An 18,410-nucleotide genomic window follows, 5' to 3' on the forward strand; every position below is an offset into this window, starting at 1 on the left:
GGCATCTTCCAGAGCGGCGGTGTCGACCGGAGTCTCGACGCGGAGCTGTTCGACGATACGGCCGTCTTCATCGACCACGCCTCCCGCGATCTTCGTTCCACCAATGTCGATTCCGACCTTGAGCACGCCGCCGCCTCCTCCTGCCCTCGCGCGCGCGACGGCGCGCCGATCCTCCGCCACCGGAGTCAGATGACGGGCGTACCGTGCGTGTGGAACGTCTCGATCGTTTTCATCCCCCACGCCTGGCCCTTGCGGCGCTCGGCCTCGGACCACTCCACGACCGGCGAGTCCGGGTCGAGCAGCAGGCGCGCCCCGGCGTTGGCGAACTCGATGCGGTTGCCGCCGGGCTCCCACACGTAGAGGAAGAACGTCTGGTTGATCGCGTGCTTGTGCGGGCCCGACTCGATGTGGATCCCGTTTTCCAGGAAGATGTCGGCCGCCTTGAGGATGTCTTCGCGCGTGTCGGGCGCGAACGCGATGTGGTGCAGGCGGTTGCCGTGCTTGGTCCAGTCGTCGGAATACACCACGTCGTACGACTTCAGCGAGAAGTGGAACCACCACGCGGCGAACTTGCCCGAGTCCAGACGGATCCGCTCGGACTCGCGCATCCCGAGCGCGTTCGCGAGGAACTGCCCGTTGGCCTCGACATCCTTGGCCAGGTAATTGATGTGGTCGAGGCGCCGGGCGTTCACGCCGCGGCCGGGGAACGCGGACGCCTGGTTCTTCAGCGCCGGCCGGTCCTCGTCGGATGCCTCATACCTCTGGGTCTCGTAATACAGAGCCATCGCGTGCCCGTCCGGGTCGTGGAAGGCGTAGGTGGGTCCCGTGCCGACCTCGCCGTCGACCCAGCCATCGCCGAGCCCCATCGCGTCGATCGCCGCGACCCGACGGTCGAGGGCCTCCTTCGAGGAGGCGCGGAACGAGGTACGGCCCACGCCCGCGGCATCCGACGCCGTCAGCTTGATCGTGTAGAGCTCGTACTCGTCCCACGTGCGCAGGTACACGGAGTCGTCCTCCTGGGCGACGACGCGCATCGCGAGGAGGTCGCGGAAGAACCACAGGCTCCCCTCGAACTCGGGGGTAAGCAGCTCGACGTTCGCGAGATGCGCAACGTCGAAGGCGGTGTGGTCGGTCATGAGTGAACCTTTTCGGGGAGGCGGTCGACGTATTTCACGCCGAGGTCCGCGAGGAGCGGTCGGAGATTATAGAGGTCGACGCCGAGCGCACCGCTGGCAAGCACATCGCGCTTCGCTGCTTCGTTGGCGAGCCGCTGGATTGCAGCGTCGGCAACCTCACCGGCTCGATCGATCGGGATGAAGAGGACCCCGTCGTCGTCGGCCACGACGATGTCTCCCGGAATGACGGCTTGCCCGGCGACGACGATGGGGACGTTGACTGAGCCGGGAGTCGCTTTCACCGTTCCCTGCGCGTGAACCGCCCGCGACCACACTGGGAAGCCCATCTCGCGGAGCGTGGCGATGTCCCGAACGCCGGCGTCGATGACGAGTCCCAGCACCCCGCGAGCCTGAAGCGAGGTCGCGAGCAAATCGCCGAACATTCCGTCCGTCGACTCGGAAGTCGTCGTCACGACAAGCACGTCGCCGGGGCGGCACATCTCAACAGCCGCGTGAATCATGAGGTTGTCGCCCGGGTGGCACGAGACGGTGACAGCTGATCCGGTGATGGCCGACCCGGACACACGTGCCTGGATTCGGGGGCCGGCGAGGCCGACTCGCCCCGCAGCCTCGTGAGCGGTGGCTACGCCGGCGAGATTGATGCTGTCGATGAGGTCCTGCGGAGCGCGATCGATGTCGCGAACGACGTAGTGGCTCATCCGAGCACTTCCGTGACCTGCGGGTAGAACCGCACGTACGCCTCGCCCATCGTGTCGACCGGGAGGCCGAGGTTCGGACCGGCGTTGCGCTTGACCTGCACACCGCGACGCACAGCGAGGTCGGTGTAATACGACCACATGTGCTTTTGCGCCGGCAGGCACTCCATCGCGGCACGCTTGCGCGGGAATGCGTCCGTGATGTCGAGCAGCACGTTCGGCTTGAAGTCGGACTGCTCCGGTTGATGCGGCTCGAAGAAGAAGACCGGCGGGGCGCCGATGATCTCGTCCTTCGACGGGTAGCTGCCGTCAGAGTTAGCGACACCGATGGCCTGTGCCAGCACGCGCGCCTCGAGCGCCATACGCGCCGCGGCGGGGTGATCCTCGTTGTAGGGGTCGGCGAGCGGGTGCGTCAGCACCACAGTCGGCTGCACGGCCCGAAACACATCCACGAGCCTGGCCACCGCCTCCGGCGACTCGACCAGCGGGTAGTCGCCGAGATCGAGGAACCCGATCTCTGCACCGAGCGCGGCTGCTGCCGCTTCGGCTTCGTCACGGCGGATCGCTTTGATCTCATCGAGAGTCCGACCCTGGAGCCACTGGCTCGCCGACTCGCCTCGCTCGCCGTATGACAGACAGACGACGACCACTCGTTCACCGCGCATGGCTGCGGAAGCGATGGCGCCACCTGCGCGCCATACGAAGTCACCGGCGTGAGCACTGACCACCAGCGTTGTCGGACCAGGCATCCCGTTCTCCTTACTTGGTTCGTTCGTCGACGGCTCAAGCGACTCGGCGCTCGGCGGCCTCAACGATGTTCTTGACGAGTAGTGCCCGAGTCATGGGCCCCACTCCCCCGGGATTCGGCGAGAGCCACCCGGCGACTTCCGCAACGGCCGGATCAACATCCCCTGCGAGCCTCGCCCTGCCGGACTCTGTCGTCCCCACTCTTGTCACACCGACGTCGAGGACTGCGGCGCCCGGTTTGATCCAGTCAGGTTTCACCAGGTGAGGCTTCCCGACCGCGGCGACGACGATGTCCGCTCTGCGGACCTCGTCCGCAAGGTCAGGAGTACGCGAATGCGTCAGTGCAACGGTTGCGTCTGTGCCTTTGCGCGAGAGGAGCAATCCCAGAGGGCGCCCCACCGTGATGCCCCTGCCGATGACAGTGACCCGCTTACCCGCGATCTCGACGTCATTCCGCTCCAGGAGCTCGATGATTCCCGCCGGCGTGCACGGCAGGGGCGCCGGCACCGCTGACCCCGGATCAACTCCAAGCACCAGCCTTCCCAGATTCATCGGATGAAGGCCATCGGCATCCTTCTCCGGGTCGATGAACTCGAGCATGGCGCTCTCATCGATGTCGGCCGGTAGGGGCAGCTGAACGATGAACCCCGTTACCCGAGGGTTGGCGTTCAATTGGCGAATCGCATCCGTGATCTGCCTCCGCGATGCGGTGGCCGGGAGCTCGAGCGAAATCGACGCGACTCCCACCTCGGAACAGTCGCGATGCTTTCCCGTCACATAAGAGCGCGAAGCGGGGTTGTCTCCGACTAGCAGAGTGCCCAGACCCGGCGCGACGCCTCGCGCAGCCAGGGCAGCGACCTTCTGCGCCAGTTCGGTCTTGATCTCGGCCGCGGCAGCGACGCCGTCGAGTCTCTTCGCGGTCATGATGTGCCTCAGAAGACGATGGTGTGATTGCCGTGTCGGATGACGCGGTCTTCGGCGTGCCACTGCACGGCGCGGGAGAGCACGGCGCGCTCGACGTAGGCGCCGCGCGCCTGCAGGTCTGCGGCGGTGTGCGCGTGCGTGACGCGGGCGACGTCCTGCTCGATGATGGGCCCCTCGTCCAGGTCCTTCGTGACGTAGTGGCTGGTCGCGCCGATGAGCTTGACGCCCCGCTCCCACGCCTTGCGGTACGGGGCGGCGCCGATGAAGGCGGGCAGGAACGAGTGGTGGATGTTGATGACGGGCACGCCGACCTTCTCCAGGAACGAATCGGAGAGGATCTGCATGTAGCGGGCCAGCACGACGAAGTCGACGTTGCCGGCGAGCAGTTCGACGATGCGCGCCTCGGCGGCCGACTTGTCGGGCCCCTGCGAGGGCACGTGGAAGAAGGGGATGCCGAACGAGCGGACGTCTTCGGCCGTGTTGGTGTGGTTGGAGATGACCATCGGGATCGTGACGGGCAGCTCGCCGCGGCGGTGCCGCCACAGCAGCTCGAGCAGGCAGTGGTCGCTCGTCGAGGCGAGGATCGCCATGCGCTTGGGGATCGACTGATCCGTCAGTCGATGCTCCATGCCGTACGGGGCCAGCAGCGCCTCGAGGTCCTCGCGGAGGTCGTCGAGCGAGGACGAGAGCCCGGCACGGTGGAAGACGACGCGCTCGAAGAAGTCGCCCCCTTCGGGGTCGGACGAATACTGGTCCAGCGAGACGATGTTGCCCTCGTGCCGTGCGATCCACTCAGTGATCGCGGCGACGAGACCCGGCTGGTCGGGGCCGTGCACGGTGAGGCAGGCGTGGTCGACGCGCGCGTCTGAGGTCGACGCCGACATCACGCAGCGCTCCTGCTCGCCACGAACTTCCGCACCCAGTCGGCCGTCGGACGCATGCCGCCGAACGTGTACATGTGAATGCCCACGCCCGCCGCGGCGTCCGCCGCGGCGAGATCCTTGGCCAGCTCGTCGACGAAGCGATCCGGACCCGCGGTGCCCATCAGGTTGGTCAACGAGAACCCGTACTTCTTCACGATCATCGCGTTCGCGCCGACACCGAATCGGCGCGCGAACCCGAGCAGGCGCTTGACACCCGCCGGCCCCGGCACGCCGATGCGGATGGGCGTCTGATGGCCCCGGCTGCGGACTGCGGTCACCCAGTCCACGACCGGGGCTGTGTCGAAGCCGAACTGCGTCAAGATGACCGAGTCGAGCCCGCGCCGATCGAGCTCGATGAGCTTGTCGTCGAGGTGCTGCCAGAGCACATCTTTCGCGATGTCGGGATGCCCTTCCGGGTATCCCGCGATCCCGACCTCCGTGACTCCGTACTCTTCGAGCAATCCCGTGCGAATGATGGAGAGGGCGTCCGGGTAGGGACCCTCCGCCTTGGACGGGTCGCCCGCGATGACGAACACACGCTCGACCGCGCCGACATCGCGGAGCGCGTCGAGGAACTCGCGAAGCTCGGCGTCCGATCCGATCCGCCGTGCCGCGATGTGCGGCACGGGGACGAATCCCATCGCCTTGACCGCTCGTGCGGCATCGACGCGGACCGCCAGATCCTCGCTCCCGAGGAACGTGATGTTGACCCGGGTTGAGTGGCGGATCAGATCGCGCGCCTCCTCGAGTCCAGGCAGATCTTTGCCGGTGATCTCCAGCGAGAAGTCACTCACCAGCTCAAGGGCTGCCTGCTGGGTGGAACTGGACATTGTGCTCTCCATCGGCGCGGGCGCCGGCTTAGTTCTTGCGGTAGTTGTCGCGCGCGAACGTCGAGTACGGGGCGGGCTGGACCGTCGCTCGCACCGTGACCTGGCGGTGGGTCTCGACTGCGGGCTTCGTGGTGTTGGGGGATTCGCCCCAGACGACGACGACCTCGGTTCCGGGCGCGGCGTGGTCCAGATCGATCGTCGCGAGGGAGACGAAGGCCTGCTCGTTCGTGATGTATCCGGCATCCATCGAGAACCCGACGAGCTTGCCGTCCGCCTCGATGCGGTCGACCTGGTAGAGGCCGTAGCGCGCCTTGGGGAACTCGATGAACTTGGCCGGGGTGCCGGGCTCATACTGCGAGCGCTGAATGGCGGCGACGTCGTCCGGATTCCAGACCAGGGTGACCTTCCTGCGCTTCTGGTCCTCGGCGTGCTTCTCGAGCGCTTCACGGCCGATGAAGTCGTGGTCGAATGCGACCGTGCGGCCGTAGCCGATGTCGTAGGGCGTAACGTAGTAGTCCGCCACGTCATCCGAGACGAAGCTGCCGGCGTTGGAACCGATCCGGTCGGCCGGGAGCCAGTCGAGGTACTCGGCGGTGCGCTCTCCGGAGAAGATGGCCGGGAACGGCGACGGTACCCAGGCCGATTCGAGGTTGGCGGTCGAGTAGGCGCGAGCCCCGGCCAGGACGAGGCCGAACTCCTCACCCGCACTCAGGATCGCCTGGTGAACGCCCTCGCGCTCGTCCCACGGCCCGAACAGCTCGAAGCCGGGCATGCCCGCCATTCCGTGCCGCAGCGACTGCACCTTGACGCCGGCGATCTCCAGCTCCGCCGTGCCGAAGAACTTCGTCTCGGGAACGGGCCCGCCGATGACCTTCTCCAGCAGCGCCAGAGCGTGCGGACCCTGGATCTCATAGCGGTACAGCACGGGGTTCTTGCCCTGCTCGCGCAGGATCGAGTTCCAGTCGCGCTCGAAGGTCACGTCGTAGTCACCGGTCTTCGCGATGAACTCAACCCAGTCGAGCACCATCCACCACCCGACGAGGTCGAACGAGTTCTCCTCGAGGTAGAACAGCACGGCATCGCCGATCAGGTAGCCCTCGTAGTTCACCGCGACGAACTGCTTCGCGTCGCCGACTTGGAACTTCGAGAAGTTGTTCACCCCGGTGTCGGAGAGCAGCTTGAGTGCGTCCGGGCCCTTGATGAACAGATCCGTCATGTGGTGCGACTGGTCCAGCAGAGCGACAGTGCTCCGCCAGGACCGCTGCTCGGAACGCCAGTTCGTGAACTCCGGCGTGACGGGAAAGATGGCCGGCCGCGCCGGCGCATTGCGAAGGGCGTCAACCGCGCCTCCGGCTCGAGTGATCGCTTCGGCGGCGTTTTCGGCCACGGTAACTCCTTTGTTGTGTCGAGAGCTTGCTGCTATGTCAGCGGCAGAATTCACGGTACTAACTTCGCACCTCGTGTAAAGTGATCAGTGCTAATAGCGCGAACAGCCACGCTAACGAGGAGGAGTGCCCCGTCATTGGACCTCAACCTCGTGCGCGTGTTCGTTTCGGTCTTCGAGACCCGCAGTCTGACGCTCAGCAGCCAGCGCCTCCATGTGACGCAGTCAGCGGTGAGCCAGTCCCTCCGCCGGCTGCGCGAGACTCTCGACGATCCGCTCTTCGAGCGCGCTGGCGGTGAGATGCGACCAACTGCCCTCGCCGAGGCGATCGCCGACGACTTCCGTGAGGCACTGGCGAAGATCGACGGAGTGGTCGAAAGCACCCACGGCTTCAGCGCATCCACGTCCGATCGTCGGTTCCGCATTGCGTTGTCCGAACTCGGCGAAATCGGATGGCTTCCGGAGATCTTCGAGCGGGTGCACAAGGAGGCTCCGCGCGTCGAAATCGAGGTCGTCGCGCTCGCACCCGCACAGGTGTCGGAATGGCTCAGCCGCGGAATCGTCGATCTCGCGATCAGTCCCGCCGAACTCTCCGGCGCCTTCGAGAGGCGTGTTGTGAAGCGTGAGGGCTACAGCGTGGTGATGTCCACAATCAATCGGTGGGCGGCTCTGCCGCTGACGACCGAAACGTACGCGGCTCTCCCCCACGCCGCGGTCACCAGTGACTCGGGTGCGCCCCTCATCGATGTCGCGAGAGAGCGAGCGGGTATCACGGTCACGCCGATTGTCACCGTCCAGCACTTCGCTGCTCTTCCCCGGCTGATCACGGAGAGCACCGAGCTCGTGGCGACGATCCCGGAGGCGATCGCCCGCGGGTGGGCGACGACGTGGCCGCTGGCGGTCCACCCCGTGCCGTTCGAGATGGCACCCATCGAGTTGCGGCTGTATCGCCGAAGCGCAACGCATCACACAGGGGCGATCGACTGGCTTTTCGCAACGGTCGCACGCGCGCTGGAAGGTACGCCGGCCGAGTTCTCGACGATCCACGCCGAACAAGAACCCGACGCGCGCAGCCCCGGCTGGTAGCGGCTACTGATTGGTGAAGGCGGCGTCGAAGGACGCCTCGGGGAGCTTCCAGAGAAGCGACCGGATGTACCCGACTGCCTCGGCCGCCCCATGCAGGCGGTCCATGCCGGCGTCCTCCCACTCGATCGAGATGGGACCGTCGTAGCCGATCGATGCCAACGCGCGGAAGGCGTCTTCCCAGGGGATGTCGCCGTGCCCGGTCGAGACGAAGTCCCATCCGCGACGCGGGTCGCCCCACCCGAGGTGCGAGCCGAGAATGCCCTGCCGTCCCGATGCCTTGTGGATACGTGTGTCCTTGCAGTCCACGTGATAGATGCGCCCGGCGAAGTCCGTGATGAACGACACCGTGTCGACGCCCTGCCAGGCCATGTGGGACGGGTCCCAGTTGAAGCCGAACGCCGGGCGGCGGTCGATGGCATCAAGTGTGCGGACGCTCGTCCAGTAGTCGTATGCGATCTCCGACGGGTGCACCTCGTGGGCGAAGCGCACGCCTTCGCTATCGAAGACGTCGAGGATCGGGTTCCATCGACGGGCGAAGTCCTCGTAGCCGGCGTCGATGATGTCCGCCGGCACGGGCGGAAACATTGCGACGTAGGGCCAGATCTTCGACCCGGTGAAACCGACGACAGTGTCCACTCCAAGCTTCCGCGCGACGCGCGCAGAGCGCTTCATGTCCTCAGCGGCCCGCTGCCGGACCCCCTCCGCGTCGCCGTCCCCCCACACGTAGTCGCGCAGGATCGCCTGGTGGCGGAAGTCGATCGGGTCATCGCATACCGCCTGCCCGGCGAGATGGTTCGAGATCGCCCACACCTTGAGCCCGTAGCGGTCCAGGATGTCGATGCGAGACTGCACATAGGCGTCGTCCTCGTCGGCTCGGCGCAGATCGAGATGATCACCCGATGCGGCGATTTCGAGCCCGTCGTATCCCCACTCGGCTGCGCGCCGGGCGACCTCCTCGAAGGGCATGTCGGCCCACTGACCGGTGAACAGGGTGACGGGATGGCGAGCGCTGTCGACCATTTCTCCTCCGTTACGGCTGGTGCTGAGGCGCGGGCCTCGGGGCGTCGACGACGTCGACCCACGCGCCGCTTCGGGCTGATTCGAGGACGGCATCGACGATTCGGGCTGACCGTGCCCCGTCGTCGAAGGTCGGAAGGCCGTCGCGGCGATCACCCACGACGGCGCGATACGTATCGCCGATGAAGTTCTCGAAGCACTGCGCATATCCCTGCACGTGTCCCGCAGGAAGCGAGGATAGTCGGCGCTCGTCCGAGGACCCCCGGGAGGGATCCCGCTGGATGACCTCCGCCGACTCCTCGCGCCCGAACCAGACGGTCTCGGGGTTCTCCTGATCAAACACGGCAGATCGGCGCTCCCCGTCGATCTCGATCCAGAGGCGGTTCTTCCGTCCCGCCGAGACCTGCGACACGATCACGGTGCCCAGGACTCCGCTCTGGGTGCGGAACATGACGGATGCCGCATCCTCGGTGTCGACGGTCACGAGCGGACCACCGCCCGACACGGCGCTGAAGGATGCTGCGGACGTAGCCGGGCGCTCAGGCACCGTGATCGTCGTTGCGGCTGACAGCGAGGCGATCCGCTCACCGGTGATGAACTCCATGAGGTCGCACCAGTGTGAGCCGATATCCGCGAACGTGCGCGAAGGCCCGCCCAGTCTTGAGTCGACACGCCAACTCGTCGCGAGTGGCGACAACAGCCAGTCCTGCAAGTAGCTCCCATGGATGAGTTGGAGGCGCCCGAACTCCTCGTCGCGCATGCGCGACCGGATCTCCCTCACGAGAGGGTGGAAGCGGTAGACGAAGGGGACGGTTCCGATTCGATCCGTGCCGGCGACGAGATCTGCGAGCTCATCGGCCTCCCCAGAGGTCGCAGCGATCGGCTTCTCGCAGATCACGTGCGCCCCTGCGGCCACGGCCGCCTTTACATGCTCTACATGCAGACCGTTCGGGCTGCAGACGTGCACGACATCGGGCGCGAGATCGAATAGCGCATCGGCGTCGCGGATCGCCATCGTGCGCCAATCGTGGGCCGCCGAACTGGAGCGCTCGGGGCTAGATGCCATCACGCCGACAAGGCGGGCGCCGTTGAGCAGGGCCGCGCGGCGATGCACGGCGCCGATCATGCCTGCGCCGAGGATCGCGACGCGCAGGTCGTTCCGATCGGAGGTTGTGGTGGTGGACATCGATGTATCTCCTCTCGCGCTACCCGGCGTCGCCGCGCGGCGCATCGAAAGTGATGATGGCGACGAAGGCGGCGCCGGGAACGGCGGCCTCGCCCACAGGTTCCAGCGCCCCGTCTCCCTCGGCGCTCACGGCGTACGAACGCACGAGGCCGGCAGGGCGGTCAGCGAGCAGCAGGAAGTCGCCGTCGGGCGCGATCGCGAAGCTGCGCGCGGCGAGTCCGGGATGCACGGATGCCGCGAGTTGGACGTGTCCGCGCCGGACGAGGGCGCCCGCATCGGAGACGCCGAACCACGCGAGCGAGTCCTCCCCGCGATTGTTGACGTACACCGTGCTGCCCGACGGATGCACACGGATGTCGGCCGGCTCGTTGATCCGGCCTGGATAGGGGAACACCGTGGCCACGGCATCTAGCATCGTCAGGCTGCCGGAGTGGACGTCGAAGCCGAAGGAGACCACCTCGGATGAGAACTCGTAGGTCGCGAAAACTCGGCGCCCGGATGCATCGAAGACGAGATGACGGGGACCCGTCTCGGGTGCAGCCTGATAGGTCGAGAGGAGCGTGAGGTTCGACTCGTCGAGCGTATAGACGTGGATCTGATCGGTCGCCTTGTCGGCGACGAGGACGTAGCGTCCCGACGGATCGACGGCGGCACTGTGCGCATGCGCGCTTGCCTGACCGTGTCCGCCCGCCTGCGGGGAGCCGTTCGGGTCAAGGCCGTGTCCTTCGAGCACTTGCACATCGACGATCTCGCCGACCCGCCCGTCATCCTCGAGGTTGTACATGACGACGGTTGAGTCGTCGTAGACGTACTCGGTGTGCCACCCGTCCGCGTCCCGCACGACACGCTCGACGTGGTCGAAGCTCCCGTGCGAGACCGACAGCAGGCGCGCAGGGTTCTCGGCGAGGGCGAGGTAGGTCGGGAAGGCGCCGAGAGCGGGGCAGCTGCCCAGCGGCGTTAGCTCACCCTCGGGTGCCACCGCGAACGCGTGAACGGCGGCCGGCGCCTGTACAGGACCGCGCCCGTCCGTCTTCCGCTCGTCAACCGCGTACAGCGTCCGCGTCTCCGAACGGTAGACGAGGTAGCCGGCCTGCTGGGGCGTGGTCACGCGCCCGAGAGGCACGAGCCTCTCTCCGCCGGCTTCGACGGAGAAGGCGTGGATGCCGCCCTGCTGATCGCCGTCGGCGTACGCGCCAACGAACGCGACGGTCCTCCGGCCGGAGAGGTCTGAGTCGCTCATGTCTCGATCAGCCTCCGAAGCATCGACTGGTGGCGCCGGACCTGCTCGACCTCGTCTTGGAGGCCCTCGATTTCGAGATCCTGCCAGTACCGCTGACCCTCGTACTCGCTGTTTAGGTACCCGTCGAACCCGCCGTCTTTAAGCGCCCCGATGGCCGCCGGATAGTCGATCGCGGCGTCTTCGTATTGATTGCGCGTACCCGGGACGAGCGACATGTGGTTGAACTTCGCGTGCACGTGCGTCACGTACGGAGCGAGCTCCCGCAGCTTGTCGGCCGACGTGTTCGAGAAGAGCAGAGCCTCTGCGACAACCGTGTAGTCGAGAGTCTGGGGGTCCTCCACGCGCTCATCGGCCCAGCGGCGCACGCCCTCGAACGGGTCGCGCAGGTCTTCGGAGGGCGCGTTCCCGGCGAGGAAGCGATTGAACTCCGCCCGCACGTTGCCGGCGGTGTGCTCGAACAGGACCGTGTGGTCGAAGTCGGCCTCGCCGTCGCGGATCGCGAGAGCGAGAGTCGTCGACGCGTCCTGAGCGGACTGCTGAGCGCCCTTGCGCCCGAACGACTTGAGCTGCGCCTCCGAGAGCTGGAACTGGAAGATGCCGAGGTCGGGGACGATGCCGACGCGATCGATACTCGTTCGCTGCGCCAGCTCGACGATCTCGGCGACCACGGGGCCTTCGAGGCGCATCGGCTGGTGGATCTCCTTGCCGAGCTTGATGTCGAGCTTCTCGGCGTGCGGCAAAGCCATCTCGATGATCTCAATGGGAACGATCGACATGACGCGGACGATGGAGAATCCGAGCGACTTGGCGAGGCTGATGTCCCGGATGAGGCGCTCTGCGCACTCCTCGTACGTCATCACGTGGTCGCGGAACTGCAGGACATCCATTCCGACGTCCAGGGCGACCGGCCGGGTGCCGTACTGGTCCATCCAGGCGTGCCAACGCGCGATGAACTCGTGCCCGGGGTCCGGGTAGTGCAGCGACATCTCGTCGATCAGCTCGATGCCCTCCGCACCGAGGTTCTCGCCCACTTCGCGGATCTGCCCCTCGAGGTCGAGCTGCTTGAGGAACTGCGTCTGCTGGTAGCTGTAGAGCGATACTCCGCGCTTGATGGTCATCGTCCCTCCTCCTCGACAAGCGGCAGCGTGTAGGTGATGATCTGCGGTGTCTTCTCGGAACCCGCGCCGGTACCCGGCGTGGGCGGGTTCTTCACCCACTCCTCATCTGTCGGCAGGTATCCGTAGGCGGCGAGCACCGATTGCTGGAATCGCAGGGTGTGCTCCCCCGGCTCGAGTCCGCCCGGGGCGGCGATGTGCAGGATGCCCTCGTCGTCGTAGTCCCAGTGCTCCCAGACTTCGGGGATGAGGTCCTCGAAGGTGCGAGGCTCCTTGCCGTTGATCTCGAAAGTCTGCACCGACTTGGGGTGCTGGACGCCGTCGATCTCGATGAAGTAGCCGTTGTGCAGCGAGAGGAAGACACCTCGATAGTTCGCGTTGCGCACGGCGAGGGTGAATCCGATCACCTCGCCGTCGCGGACCTCGTTGCGCAGGCTGTCCTTGCGGACGAGCAGTCTGTCGAACATTCCGTCTCCTCGGTCTACAGCGTGCCGGCGGCGTGCTCGCGGGCTGCGTGGTCGCAAGCTCGTGCGGTGAGCGCCATGATGGTGAGGGTCGGGCCGACCGCGCCGTTGGTCACGTAAGAGCTGGCGTCGGTGACGAACAGGTTCGGGATGTCCCAGGTCTGGTTGAACTCGTTGAGCACCGACGTCTTCGGGTCTTTGCCCATGCGCGCTCCGCCGCATTCGTGGATCGCAGCACCCATAGACACGCTCTTCTTGAACGCGACGATGAAGAGGGCCCGACTGATCGGGTCGGCATCGGGCCATACCTTCTTCGAGTCCAGTCCGAGGGGGGAACCGGCGAAGTTGATCCGGTATCCGCTGGCGAGCGCCATGTCTTTGAGGCCCGCGACCTGCGCGCGCATCAGGTTCCGCTCATTGTCTGTGACGGCCAGTCGGATGCGCGGGATGGCGACGCCCCACTTGTCCTTGCGGCGCTTGTTGATCGTGATGCTGTTCTCGCGGTAGGCCGGGATCTCGCCGAAGGCCATCAGGCCGACGGTTCCGCCGTGGCCCTCGGGGACAGGAATGCGCCCGATGGTCCCCTGCATCGCCCACCCGTGCTGATAGTTCGGGTTGGTGATCTCGTCGACGTTGTCGAACTGCGGGATGTACACCCCGCCGACCGGCGGGTAGTAGGGGTCCGGCGGCGCAGGGTCGATCCGCTCGAATCCCGGGCGCTGCGGGTCGTCGCCGAACAGCAGGCTGGGGGTCTGATCCATGAAGTACTGACCGAGAAGGCCGGAGGAATTGCCAAGACCGTTGGGGTGGCTGTCGGTCGCGGAGTTGAGCAGGAGCCGGACCGACTCGATCGTGGATGCGCACAGCATCACGATGTCGGCCTTGGCGGAGTACTCCTTCTTCGTCTCGGCGTCGATGAAGACAACGCCGTTGGCCCTGTTGGTCGCGCGGTCGATGGTGACGCGACTGACGACGGCGTTCATCCGCTCCGCCAGTCGCCCCGTCTTGCGGGCGGCCACAACGCCGAGCGGCACACGGTACAAGTTCGGAGCCGCGTAGCGCCACGGCACGACCTTGCGCTCCGGCCAGCGCTCCTCGACGACTCTCTTGAACTGCTTCTCCGACTCGGTGAGCAGCGACGGGCCGCGATAGTGGCCGTCGGGAAGGTTCTCGATGCCGTCCTTCTCGCCGTAGAGCCCGAGGAACTCCTCGATGTGGTCGTAGTACGGCTCGAGGTCCGCATACGAGATCGGCCAATCCTCGCCGCGGCCGGTGAGCGTCTTGCTCTTGAACTCGTGATCGGAGGCACGGAGCAGCATCCGACCGTACGAGTGGAAGCGTCCGCCGAGCTGGCGCCCGCGGATCCACAGGAAGTCGCCGTCCTTGGTGGAGTAGGGCTGCTCGAGGTCGTTGACGAGGAACGGGTCCTTCTGCGGCTGGTACATCGCGCGCCGGGCCTGCACGTACTGTCCGCGCAGGAAGGCGCGTGCGCGACCGAACAGGTCGATGCTCATCGCCGACGGCGGAGTGGGCGGACCGGGGACGAAGTCGTCTTCGGTGATGTCGCGGCCGGCCTCGAGGAGGAGAACCTCCAGGCCTCGCTCCGTGAGTTCCTTGACCGCGGTCGAGCCCGCGGGACCGGAGCCTACGACGATCGCGTCGTAGTGCTTCTCGAGTTTGTCGCTCATGATGTGGTGTCTCTATCTGATGTGGGGGTCCAGGGTGGTCGACGGTCAGACCGACTCGGTCGGCCCGCGGTGTTCCCTGAGCCCGAGCCGCTCGACGCGATGTGTGTCCCGCACCGATGCGTGCCGGAGTCGGATGCGCATCAGTGGGAGGCGCCCGCGGGGACGGGGAACGCCTTCAGCGGCTCCTTACGCGAGTAGCGGAAGAAGATGATCCACACGACGCTGGCGATCACAGAGGAGATGATCGGGATGACGAAGACCGGAATCCAGTCGGTCGTCGTCGGGGCCGAGCTCGCGCCCACCGTGCCTGCGAACACCTCGCCGGAGACGAACGAGCCGATCAGCTGCCCGAATCCGGAGATCACGAGGATGAGCATGCTCTGCGCCTGGGCCGAATACTCGACGGGCGCGACGCGACCGATGTACATCGCGGCCAGCACGAGGAAGAAGTCGTTGCAGATGCCCTGCAGAGCGATCGCGACGATTGCGACCCAGCTCATGTGGTCTCCGGCGGCCACGATGAATAGCGCGAAACGGACGCCCCACATGAGCATGCCCGCGAACAGTGCCCACTTCATACCGATGTACTTGAGCACGAACGGGATCGTGACGATGAAGAGGACTTCCGAGATCTGGCCGATCGCGAGGACACCCGCGACGTTCTCGACGCCCAAGGCACCGAGGAACGGCGAGGCGAAGGTGTTGTACACGCCGAGCGCGATCGCGGTAAGCAGCGCACAGATCATGAGGACCGCGAAGTTGCGGTAGCGCAGAAGACGGAAGGCCCGCGCGCCGACGATGTCGCCGATCGAGAACCGGGCTCCCTTTGCGGGCGGCGGCGTCTTGGGAAGCGTGAACGCGTAGATGCCGAGCACGAAGCTTGCGATGGCAGTGACGTAGAAGAGGCCCGTCGCAGCCGACAGCCCGAGGGCGCCGACGCCCAGGCCGGCCGCCACCCAGCCGAGCGTGCCGAAGACGCGGATGTACGGGAACAGACGCTGGTTCTCGCCCAGGTGCCGGAAGGCGATCGAGTTCGCGAGGCCGAGTGTCGGGATGAAGAACACCATGTAGAGGAAGATCAGGCCGAGCGCCCACCCCGCGAGGCCCGTACCGATGACAGCGGGCAGCGACAGCATGACGAGGCCGCCGAGCAGGTGTGCGATGCCGAGCGCCTTCTGCGAAGCGAGGAATCGATCGGCGATCGCTCCGAGGAACATCGGCGAGACGATCGCCGCGACCGCCGCGAGGGAGTAAGCGGGACCGATGATGCTTGCGAGGCCGGAGGTGGCAAGCACCAGTCCGAACGTCGCGAACCACGATCCGAAGACGACGAATTCGAGGAACATCATCGCCGTCAGGCGAAGGAAGACGGTTTTGTCGGTTCCTACGGTCGCGTCCGTGGGCAACGCGGTGACCGCCGCGGTGGGGACTTGATTATCACTGGTGAGCCGGTTGGCAGCCATTGCGCCTCTCCTCATCATTGAGACCTACATCTTCCGGCAGGAAGTGAACGGTCGGTAGCCGGGCTAACTTGCTTTACGGTACTATCCGAATGATCAAGATGTCAAGATGCATAATTTCCTTCGTTCTTCGAATGGTTTAGTGCGATTGTGGAGGTGACCGTGGGCCGATCAATAGCCACGACGCGCCGCCTGCTTCGTGACCTCGTGCGAGTCCGGCCTTCAACCGCCACCGAATGGGGTGCGATTCAAGTCGCGCTAAGCGTGAGTACACCTCTCCTGGTCCTGGTGATCTGGGGGCATTTCGACTGGCTGCCGTACGCTGCATTCGGCGCGCTTGCGTCGGTCTACGGCAAACGCGGCACACGACGTCAGCGAGCTGGCGCGCAGGCCCTGGCCGGGGCCGCCCTGGTTGTTTCGGTGACGATGGGGGCGATAGCCGGCGCGAGCGGCCTGGAACCCGCTGTTCTCCTGGCGCTTGCATCGTCGTCGGTCGTCGGACTCGGCCTGACCTGGACTGCTGGACTCGCGCCCGTGCCGTCGTTGTTCCTTGTCTTCGCCACCGGCACCGTCTCCGCAGTCACGCAGACTTGGACCACGCTCCCGGCAGCCGCCGCCGTCTCAATGGGAGCCGCTCTCTTCGCCCTGCTCATGGGTCAGCTCTTCGCGAAGACAGGCTCCAGGGACCTTGCCGACGTCAGGGTTCGCCGCGCGGCGGCTCTGGGCTCTACGAGGCTTCCCACCCTGGTGCTGCTTTACGCGACGCTCCCCGTCGTGGCTGGACTCCTTGCCACCGCCGCGGGGCTCGGTCATCCGTATTGGGCTGCGGTGGCGTCAGTCGTTCCGCTTGCAGGTGCCAGCCTGTTCGACAAGCTCGGTCGCGGCATCCATCGATTGGCGGGGACCATAGTCGGGATCGCGATCGCGATCGCCTTTCTCAGCATGCAACCGCCCGTCTGGGTCATGGTGGTCGCGATCGCGCTCTTCCAGCTGCTGACAGAGCTGTTCGTCACCCGCAACTATGCGCTCGCCGTGATCTGGATCACACCGCTTGCACTCACTCTGAGCAGCTTGGGCGACGTCAGTCGCACCGGCGTGCTGGTCTTCGATCGGGTCGTCGGCTCGGGAATCGGGCTCGGCCTCGCCATGATGACCCTCGCCGTCGGCTACCTCGTGCGCTCGGGCCGAGCGGAACGCGTTCGGCCGCGCACGAACTGACGCGCCCGCGCGGCCGCCTACGCGTCCGAGTCAGACGGCGAGCGCCGCCGGAAAGGGCACCATTGCGAGCCGCGAGTCCGTCATCCAAGGCTCCAGCTCACTCATTCCCTTGCCCGACTCGGTGAGAATGGCGGCGACGGCGCCCAAGAGCGCCGCATCGGGTCCGAGGATGCCGGGCACGAATTGAGGCGAGGACGAGCCTGCACGAATGTTGCTGAGCTCTATAGAAGACAGCAGCCCATCGAATACCAGCGGGCCCGCCCCGCCGAGTTCGCCACCGACGGCGATGACACTGGGCGCCATCACCTTAGCGGCGTTGGCGAGGGCTCGGCCGAGATAGTCCCCTGCCTCGGCGAGCACGCGCTGACACGCGGCATCGCCCTTGCGGGCGGCGACGATCACTTCGGACAACGTGCGCTTCGCCCCAGGTGATGTCCGGACGGCGTTGACGATGGCACGCTCCGAGACCAGCGTGGTGAGGCAGCCGCGGCTGCCGCAGTAGCAGACCTCACCTGTCCCCTCGAGCGCCACATGACCCATGTCGCCGGCCATTCCGTTGCCACCCCGGTAGATCGAGCCGTCGATGACCAGGCCACCCCCGACTCCACCGGAGGATCGGACGTACAGGAAGTCGTCGACTCCCCTTCCGACCCCCCACGTCCACTCAGCGAGTGCGGCGAGGTTCGCATCGTTGTCGACGATGACATGCACACCGAGAGCGGACTGGAAGGACTCTCGGAGCGGGACGCCAGCCCAACCGGGCATCCGGCTGTTGCACCAGGAGGTGATCGCCCCCGTCGCCTTCTCGACGGGCGCTTGCATCGCGATCGCTATCCCATCGACCTCCGCCAACTCGGCTCCGACTTTCGACACGAGAGATCGAATCAACCGAAGCGCAGCTTCGAGGTCGCTGTCATCGTGGACCTCGTCGCTGACGCGAAGCCGGCGATCGAAGGAGTACACCACGCCATGGATCGAGCGCTCCGCGATCTCCACCGCGATGAAGAGCCCAGAGCCGGCGATCAACGTGACAACGCCCTCTCGACCATTGAGCGGTCGGATCTCCGCCGCACCCTGGTCCTTGAGATCACGCACGATCGCGTTGATCGTCGCAGCGCTCAGCCCGGTGCGGCGCGCGAGCCCCGCCTGTGAGGACGGCCCGTCCACTCTCAACGTTTCAAGGACTCGCTCCAAGTTCATCGAGCGACGGGGGTCGGACGTCGACCGCTTGGTGGGGTTGGGACTCTTCGTCGGCTTCTGCGCCATACGGCTAGCCTATCGTTCGAATTGCGAATGG

At 66.0% G+C, this 18,410-nt stretch carries 18 protein-coding genes; 2 read left to right on the forward strand and 16 right to left on the reverse strand.

Translation table 11 applies throughout. The annotated features are described in order from the left end of the window. The 8 genes from ACH3VR_RS22465 to ACH3VR_RS22500 all read right to left on the reverse strand — a co-directional run. Nucleotides 1–126: ROK family protein (locus ACH3VR_RS22465; protein ID WP_397558048.1), on the reverse strand; the 126-nt coding region annotated here is incomplete at its 3' end. Nucleotides 127–185: 59 nt separating this feature from the next. Further along, nucleotides 186–1,136, reverse strand: a complete 951-nt coding sequence (locus tag ACH3VR_RS22470) for a VOC family protein (RefSeq protein ID WP_397558575.1) — start codon at nucleotides 1,134–1,136, stop codon at nucleotides 186–188. Next, the gene (locus ACH3VR_RS22475) at nucleotides 1,133–1,834 is read right to left on the reverse strand and encodes a 4-carboxy-4-hydroxy-2-oxoadipate aldolase/oxaloacetate decarboxylase (protein ID WP_397558576.1); all 702 of its coding nucleotides are present in this window, start codon (nucleotides 1,832–1,834) and stop codon (nucleotides 1,133–1,135) included. The genes ACH3VR_RS22470 and ACH3VR_RS22475 overlap by 4 nt, the downstream gene beginning before the upstream one ends. After that, nucleotides 1,831–2,643, reverse strand: a complete 813-nt coding sequence (locus tag ACH3VR_RS22480) for a PIG-L deacetylase family protein (RefSeq protein WP_397558577.1) — start codon at nucleotides 2,641–2,643, stop codon at nucleotides 1,831–1,833. The genes ACH3VR_RS22475 and ACH3VR_RS22480 overlap by 4 nt, the downstream gene beginning before the upstream one ends. Continuing rightward, a complete protein-coding gene (locus ACH3VR_RS22485) occupies nucleotides 2,615–3,502 on the reverse strand; it encodes a bifunctional methylenetetrahydrofolate dehydrogenase/methenyltetrahydrofolate cyclohydrolase (RefSeq protein ID WP_397558578.1) in 888 nt (295 codons plus the stop codon). Before ACH3VR_RS22485 ends, ACH3VR_RS22480 begins: the two co-directional genes overlap by 29 nt. Nucleotides 3,503–3,510: 8 nt before the next feature. After that, on the reverse strand, nucleotides 3,511–4,386 hold the full coding sequence (purU, locus tag ACH3VR_RS22490) for a formyltetrahydrofolate deformylase (RefSeq protein WP_397558579.1): 876 nt from the start codon (nucleotides 4,384–4,386) through the stop codon (nucleotides 3,511–3,513). After that, entirely contained in the window at nucleotides 4,386–5,255 is an 870-nt protein-coding gene (locus tag ACH3VR_RS22495; protein WP_397558580.1) for a methylenetetrahydrofolate reductase, read from the reverse strand. The genes purU and ACH3VR_RS22495 overlap by 1 nt, the downstream gene beginning before the upstream one ends. A gap of 28 nt (nucleotides 5,256–5,283) precedes the next feature. Then, nucleotides 5,284–6,642, reverse strand: coding sequence for an aminomethyl transferase family protein (locus ACH3VR_RS22500; RefSeq protein WP_397558581.1), 1,359 nt, complete (start codon nucleotides 6,640–6,642; stop codon nucleotides 5,284–5,286). A 135-nt stretch (nucleotides 6,643–6,777) separates the two neighbouring features. Between ACH3VR_RS22500 and ACH3VR_RS22505 the strand changes: the two genes are divergently transcribed. Then, nucleotides 6,778–7,725: a LysR family transcriptional regulator gene (locus ACH3VR_RS22505; protein WP_397558582.1), complete on the forward strand. Its 948-nt coding sequence runs from the start codon at nucleotides 6,778–6,780 to the stop codon at nucleotides 7,723–7,725. 3 nt (nucleotides 7,726–7,728) lie between these two features. On the opposite strand, the gene ACH3VR_RS22510 is transcribed toward ACH3VR_RS22505, so the two are convergent. From ACH3VR_RS22510 to ACH3VR_RS22540, 7 genes are all read right to left on the reverse strand, one after another. Further along, nucleotides 7,729–8,745 carry a sugar phosphate isomerase/epimerase family protein gene (locus ACH3VR_RS22510; protein WP_397558583.1) on the reverse strand — a complete coding sequence of 339 codons (1,017 nt, stop codon included), beginning with the start codon at nucleotides 8,743–8,745 and terminating at the stop codon, nucleotides 7,729–7,731. A 10-nt stretch (nucleotides 8,746–8,755) separates the two neighbouring features. Continuing rightward, complete coding sequence (locus tag ACH3VR_RS22515; RefSeq protein WP_397558584.1) at nucleotides 8,756–9,928, reverse strand: Gfo/Idh/MocA family protein; 1,173 nt, start codon at nucleotides 9,926–9,928, stop codon at nucleotides 8,756–8,758. A 19-nt stretch (nucleotides 9,929–9,947) separates the two neighbouring features. Then, the gene (locus ACH3VR_RS22520) at nucleotides 9,948–11,168 is read right to left on the reverse strand and encodes a lactonase family protein (protein ID WP_397558585.1); all 1,221 of its coding nucleotides are present in this window, start codon (nucleotides 11,166–11,168) and stop codon (nucleotides 9,948–9,950) included. Next, a complete protein-coding gene (locus ACH3VR_RS22525) occupies nucleotides 11,165–12,286 on the reverse strand; it encodes a sugar phosphate isomerase/epimerase family protein (RefSeq protein ID WP_397558586.1) in 1,122 nt (373 codons plus the stop codon). Before ACH3VR_RS22525 ends, ACH3VR_RS22520 begins: the two co-directional genes overlap by 4 nt. Then, the gene (locus ACH3VR_RS22530; RefSeq protein WP_397558587.1) at nucleotides 12,283–12,750 is read right to left on the reverse strand and encodes a C-glycoside deglycosidase beta subunit domain-containing protein; all 468 of its coding nucleotides are present in this window, start codon (nucleotides 12,748–12,750) and stop codon (nucleotides 12,283–12,285) included. Before ACH3VR_RS22530 ends, ACH3VR_RS22525 begins: the two co-directional genes overlap by 4 nt. A gap of 14 nt (nucleotides 12,751–12,764) precedes the next feature. Continuing rightward, nucleotides 12,765–14,435 (reverse strand): GMC oxidoreductase, encoded by a 1,671-nt coding sequence (locus tag ACH3VR_RS22535; protein ID WP_397558588.1) that lies wholly within the window; start codon nucleotides 14,433–14,435, stop codon nucleotides 12,765–12,767. 140 nt (nucleotides 14,436–14,575) lie between these two features. Further along, the gene (locus ACH3VR_RS22540; RefSeq protein ID WP_397558589.1) at nucleotides 14,576–15,916 is read right to left on the reverse strand and encodes an MFS transporter; all 1,341 of its coding nucleotides are present in this window, start codon (nucleotides 15,914–15,916) and stop codon (nucleotides 14,576–14,578) included. Between the two features lie 243 nt (nucleotides 15,917–16,159). Between ACH3VR_RS22540 and ACH3VR_RS22545 the strand changes: the two genes are divergently transcribed. Then, the gene (locus ACH3VR_RS22545; protein WP_397558590.1) at nucleotides 16,160–17,113 is read left to right on the forward strand and encodes an FUSC family protein; all 954 of its coding nucleotides are present in this window, start codon (nucleotides 16,160–16,162) and stop codon (nucleotides 17,111–17,113) included. Nucleotides 17,114–17,143: 30 nt separating this feature from the next. Here ACH3VR_RS22545 and ACH3VR_RS22550 read toward each other — a convergent pair whose 3' ends face one another. After that, the gene (locus ACH3VR_RS22550) at nucleotides 17,144–18,379 is read right to left on the reverse strand and encodes an ROK family transcriptional regulator (RefSeq protein WP_397558591.1); all 1,236 of its coding nucleotides are present in this window, start codon (nucleotides 18,377–18,379) and stop codon (nucleotides 17,144–17,146) included. Between the last annotated feature and the right edge of the window lie 31 nt (nucleotides 18,380–18,410).

The organism is Microbacterium alkaliflavum, assembly GCF_044325405.1.
Lineage (GTDB): Bacteria > Actinomycetota > Actinomycetes > Actinomycetales > Microbacteriaceae > Microbacterium > Microbacterium alkaliflavum.

Bases quoted from the DNA above. Each gene is read 5' to 3' on its own strand.
- ACH3VR_RS22470 (WP_397558575.1), bottom strand. From the start codon at position 1,136: ATGACCGACCACACCGCCTTCGACGTTGCGCATCTCGCGAACGTCGAG.
- ACH3VR_RS22475 (WP_397558576.1), bottom strand. From the start codon at position 1,834: ATGAGCCACTACGTCGTTCGCGACATCGATCGCGCTCCGCAGGACCTC.
- ACH3VR_RS22485 (WP_397558578.1), bottom strand. From the start codon at position 3,502: ATGACCGCGAAGAGACTCGACGGCGTCGCTGCCGCGGCCGAGATCAAG.
- purU (WP_397558579.1), bottom strand. From the start codon at position 4,386: ATGTCGGCGTCGACCTCAGACGCGCGCGTCGACCACGCCTGCCTCACC.
- ACH3VR_RS22495 (WP_397558580.1), bottom strand. From the start codon at position 5,255: ATGTCCAGTTCCACCCAGCAGGCAGCCCTTGAGCTGGTGAGTGACTTC.
- ACH3VR_RS22510 (WP_397558583.1), bottom strand. From the start codon at position 8,745: ATGGTCGACAGCGCTCGCCATCCCGTCACCCTGTTCACCGGTCAGTGG.
- ACH3VR_RS22515 (WP_397558584.1), bottom strand. From the start codon at position 9,928: ATGTCCACCACCACAACCTCCGATCGGAACGACCTGCGCGTCGCGATC.
- ACH3VR_RS22520 (WP_397558585.1), bottom strand. From the start codon at position 11,168: ATGAGCGACTCAGACCTCTCCGGCCGGAGGACCGTCGCGTTCGTTGGC.
- ACH3VR_RS22525 (WP_397558586.1), bottom strand. From the start codon at position 12,286: ATGACCATCAAGCGCGGAGTATCGCTCTACAGCTACCAGCAGACGCAG.
- ACH3VR_RS22530 (WP_397558587.1), bottom strand. From the start codon at position 12,750: ATGTTCGACAGACTGCTCGTCCGCAAGGACAGCCTGCGCAACGAGGTC.
- ACH3VR_RS22535 (WP_397558588.1), bottom strand. From the start codon at position 14,435: ATGAGCGACAAACTCGAGAAGCACTACGACGCGATCGTCGTAGGCTCC.
- ACH3VR_RS22540 (WP_397558589.1), bottom strand. From the start codon at position 15,916: ATGATGAGGAGAGGCGCAATGGCTGCCAACCGGCTCACCAGTGATAAT.
- ACH3VR_RS22550 (WP_397558591.1), bottom strand. From the start codon at position 18,379: ATGGCGCAGAAGCCGACGAAGAGTCCCAACCCCACCAAGCGGTCGACG.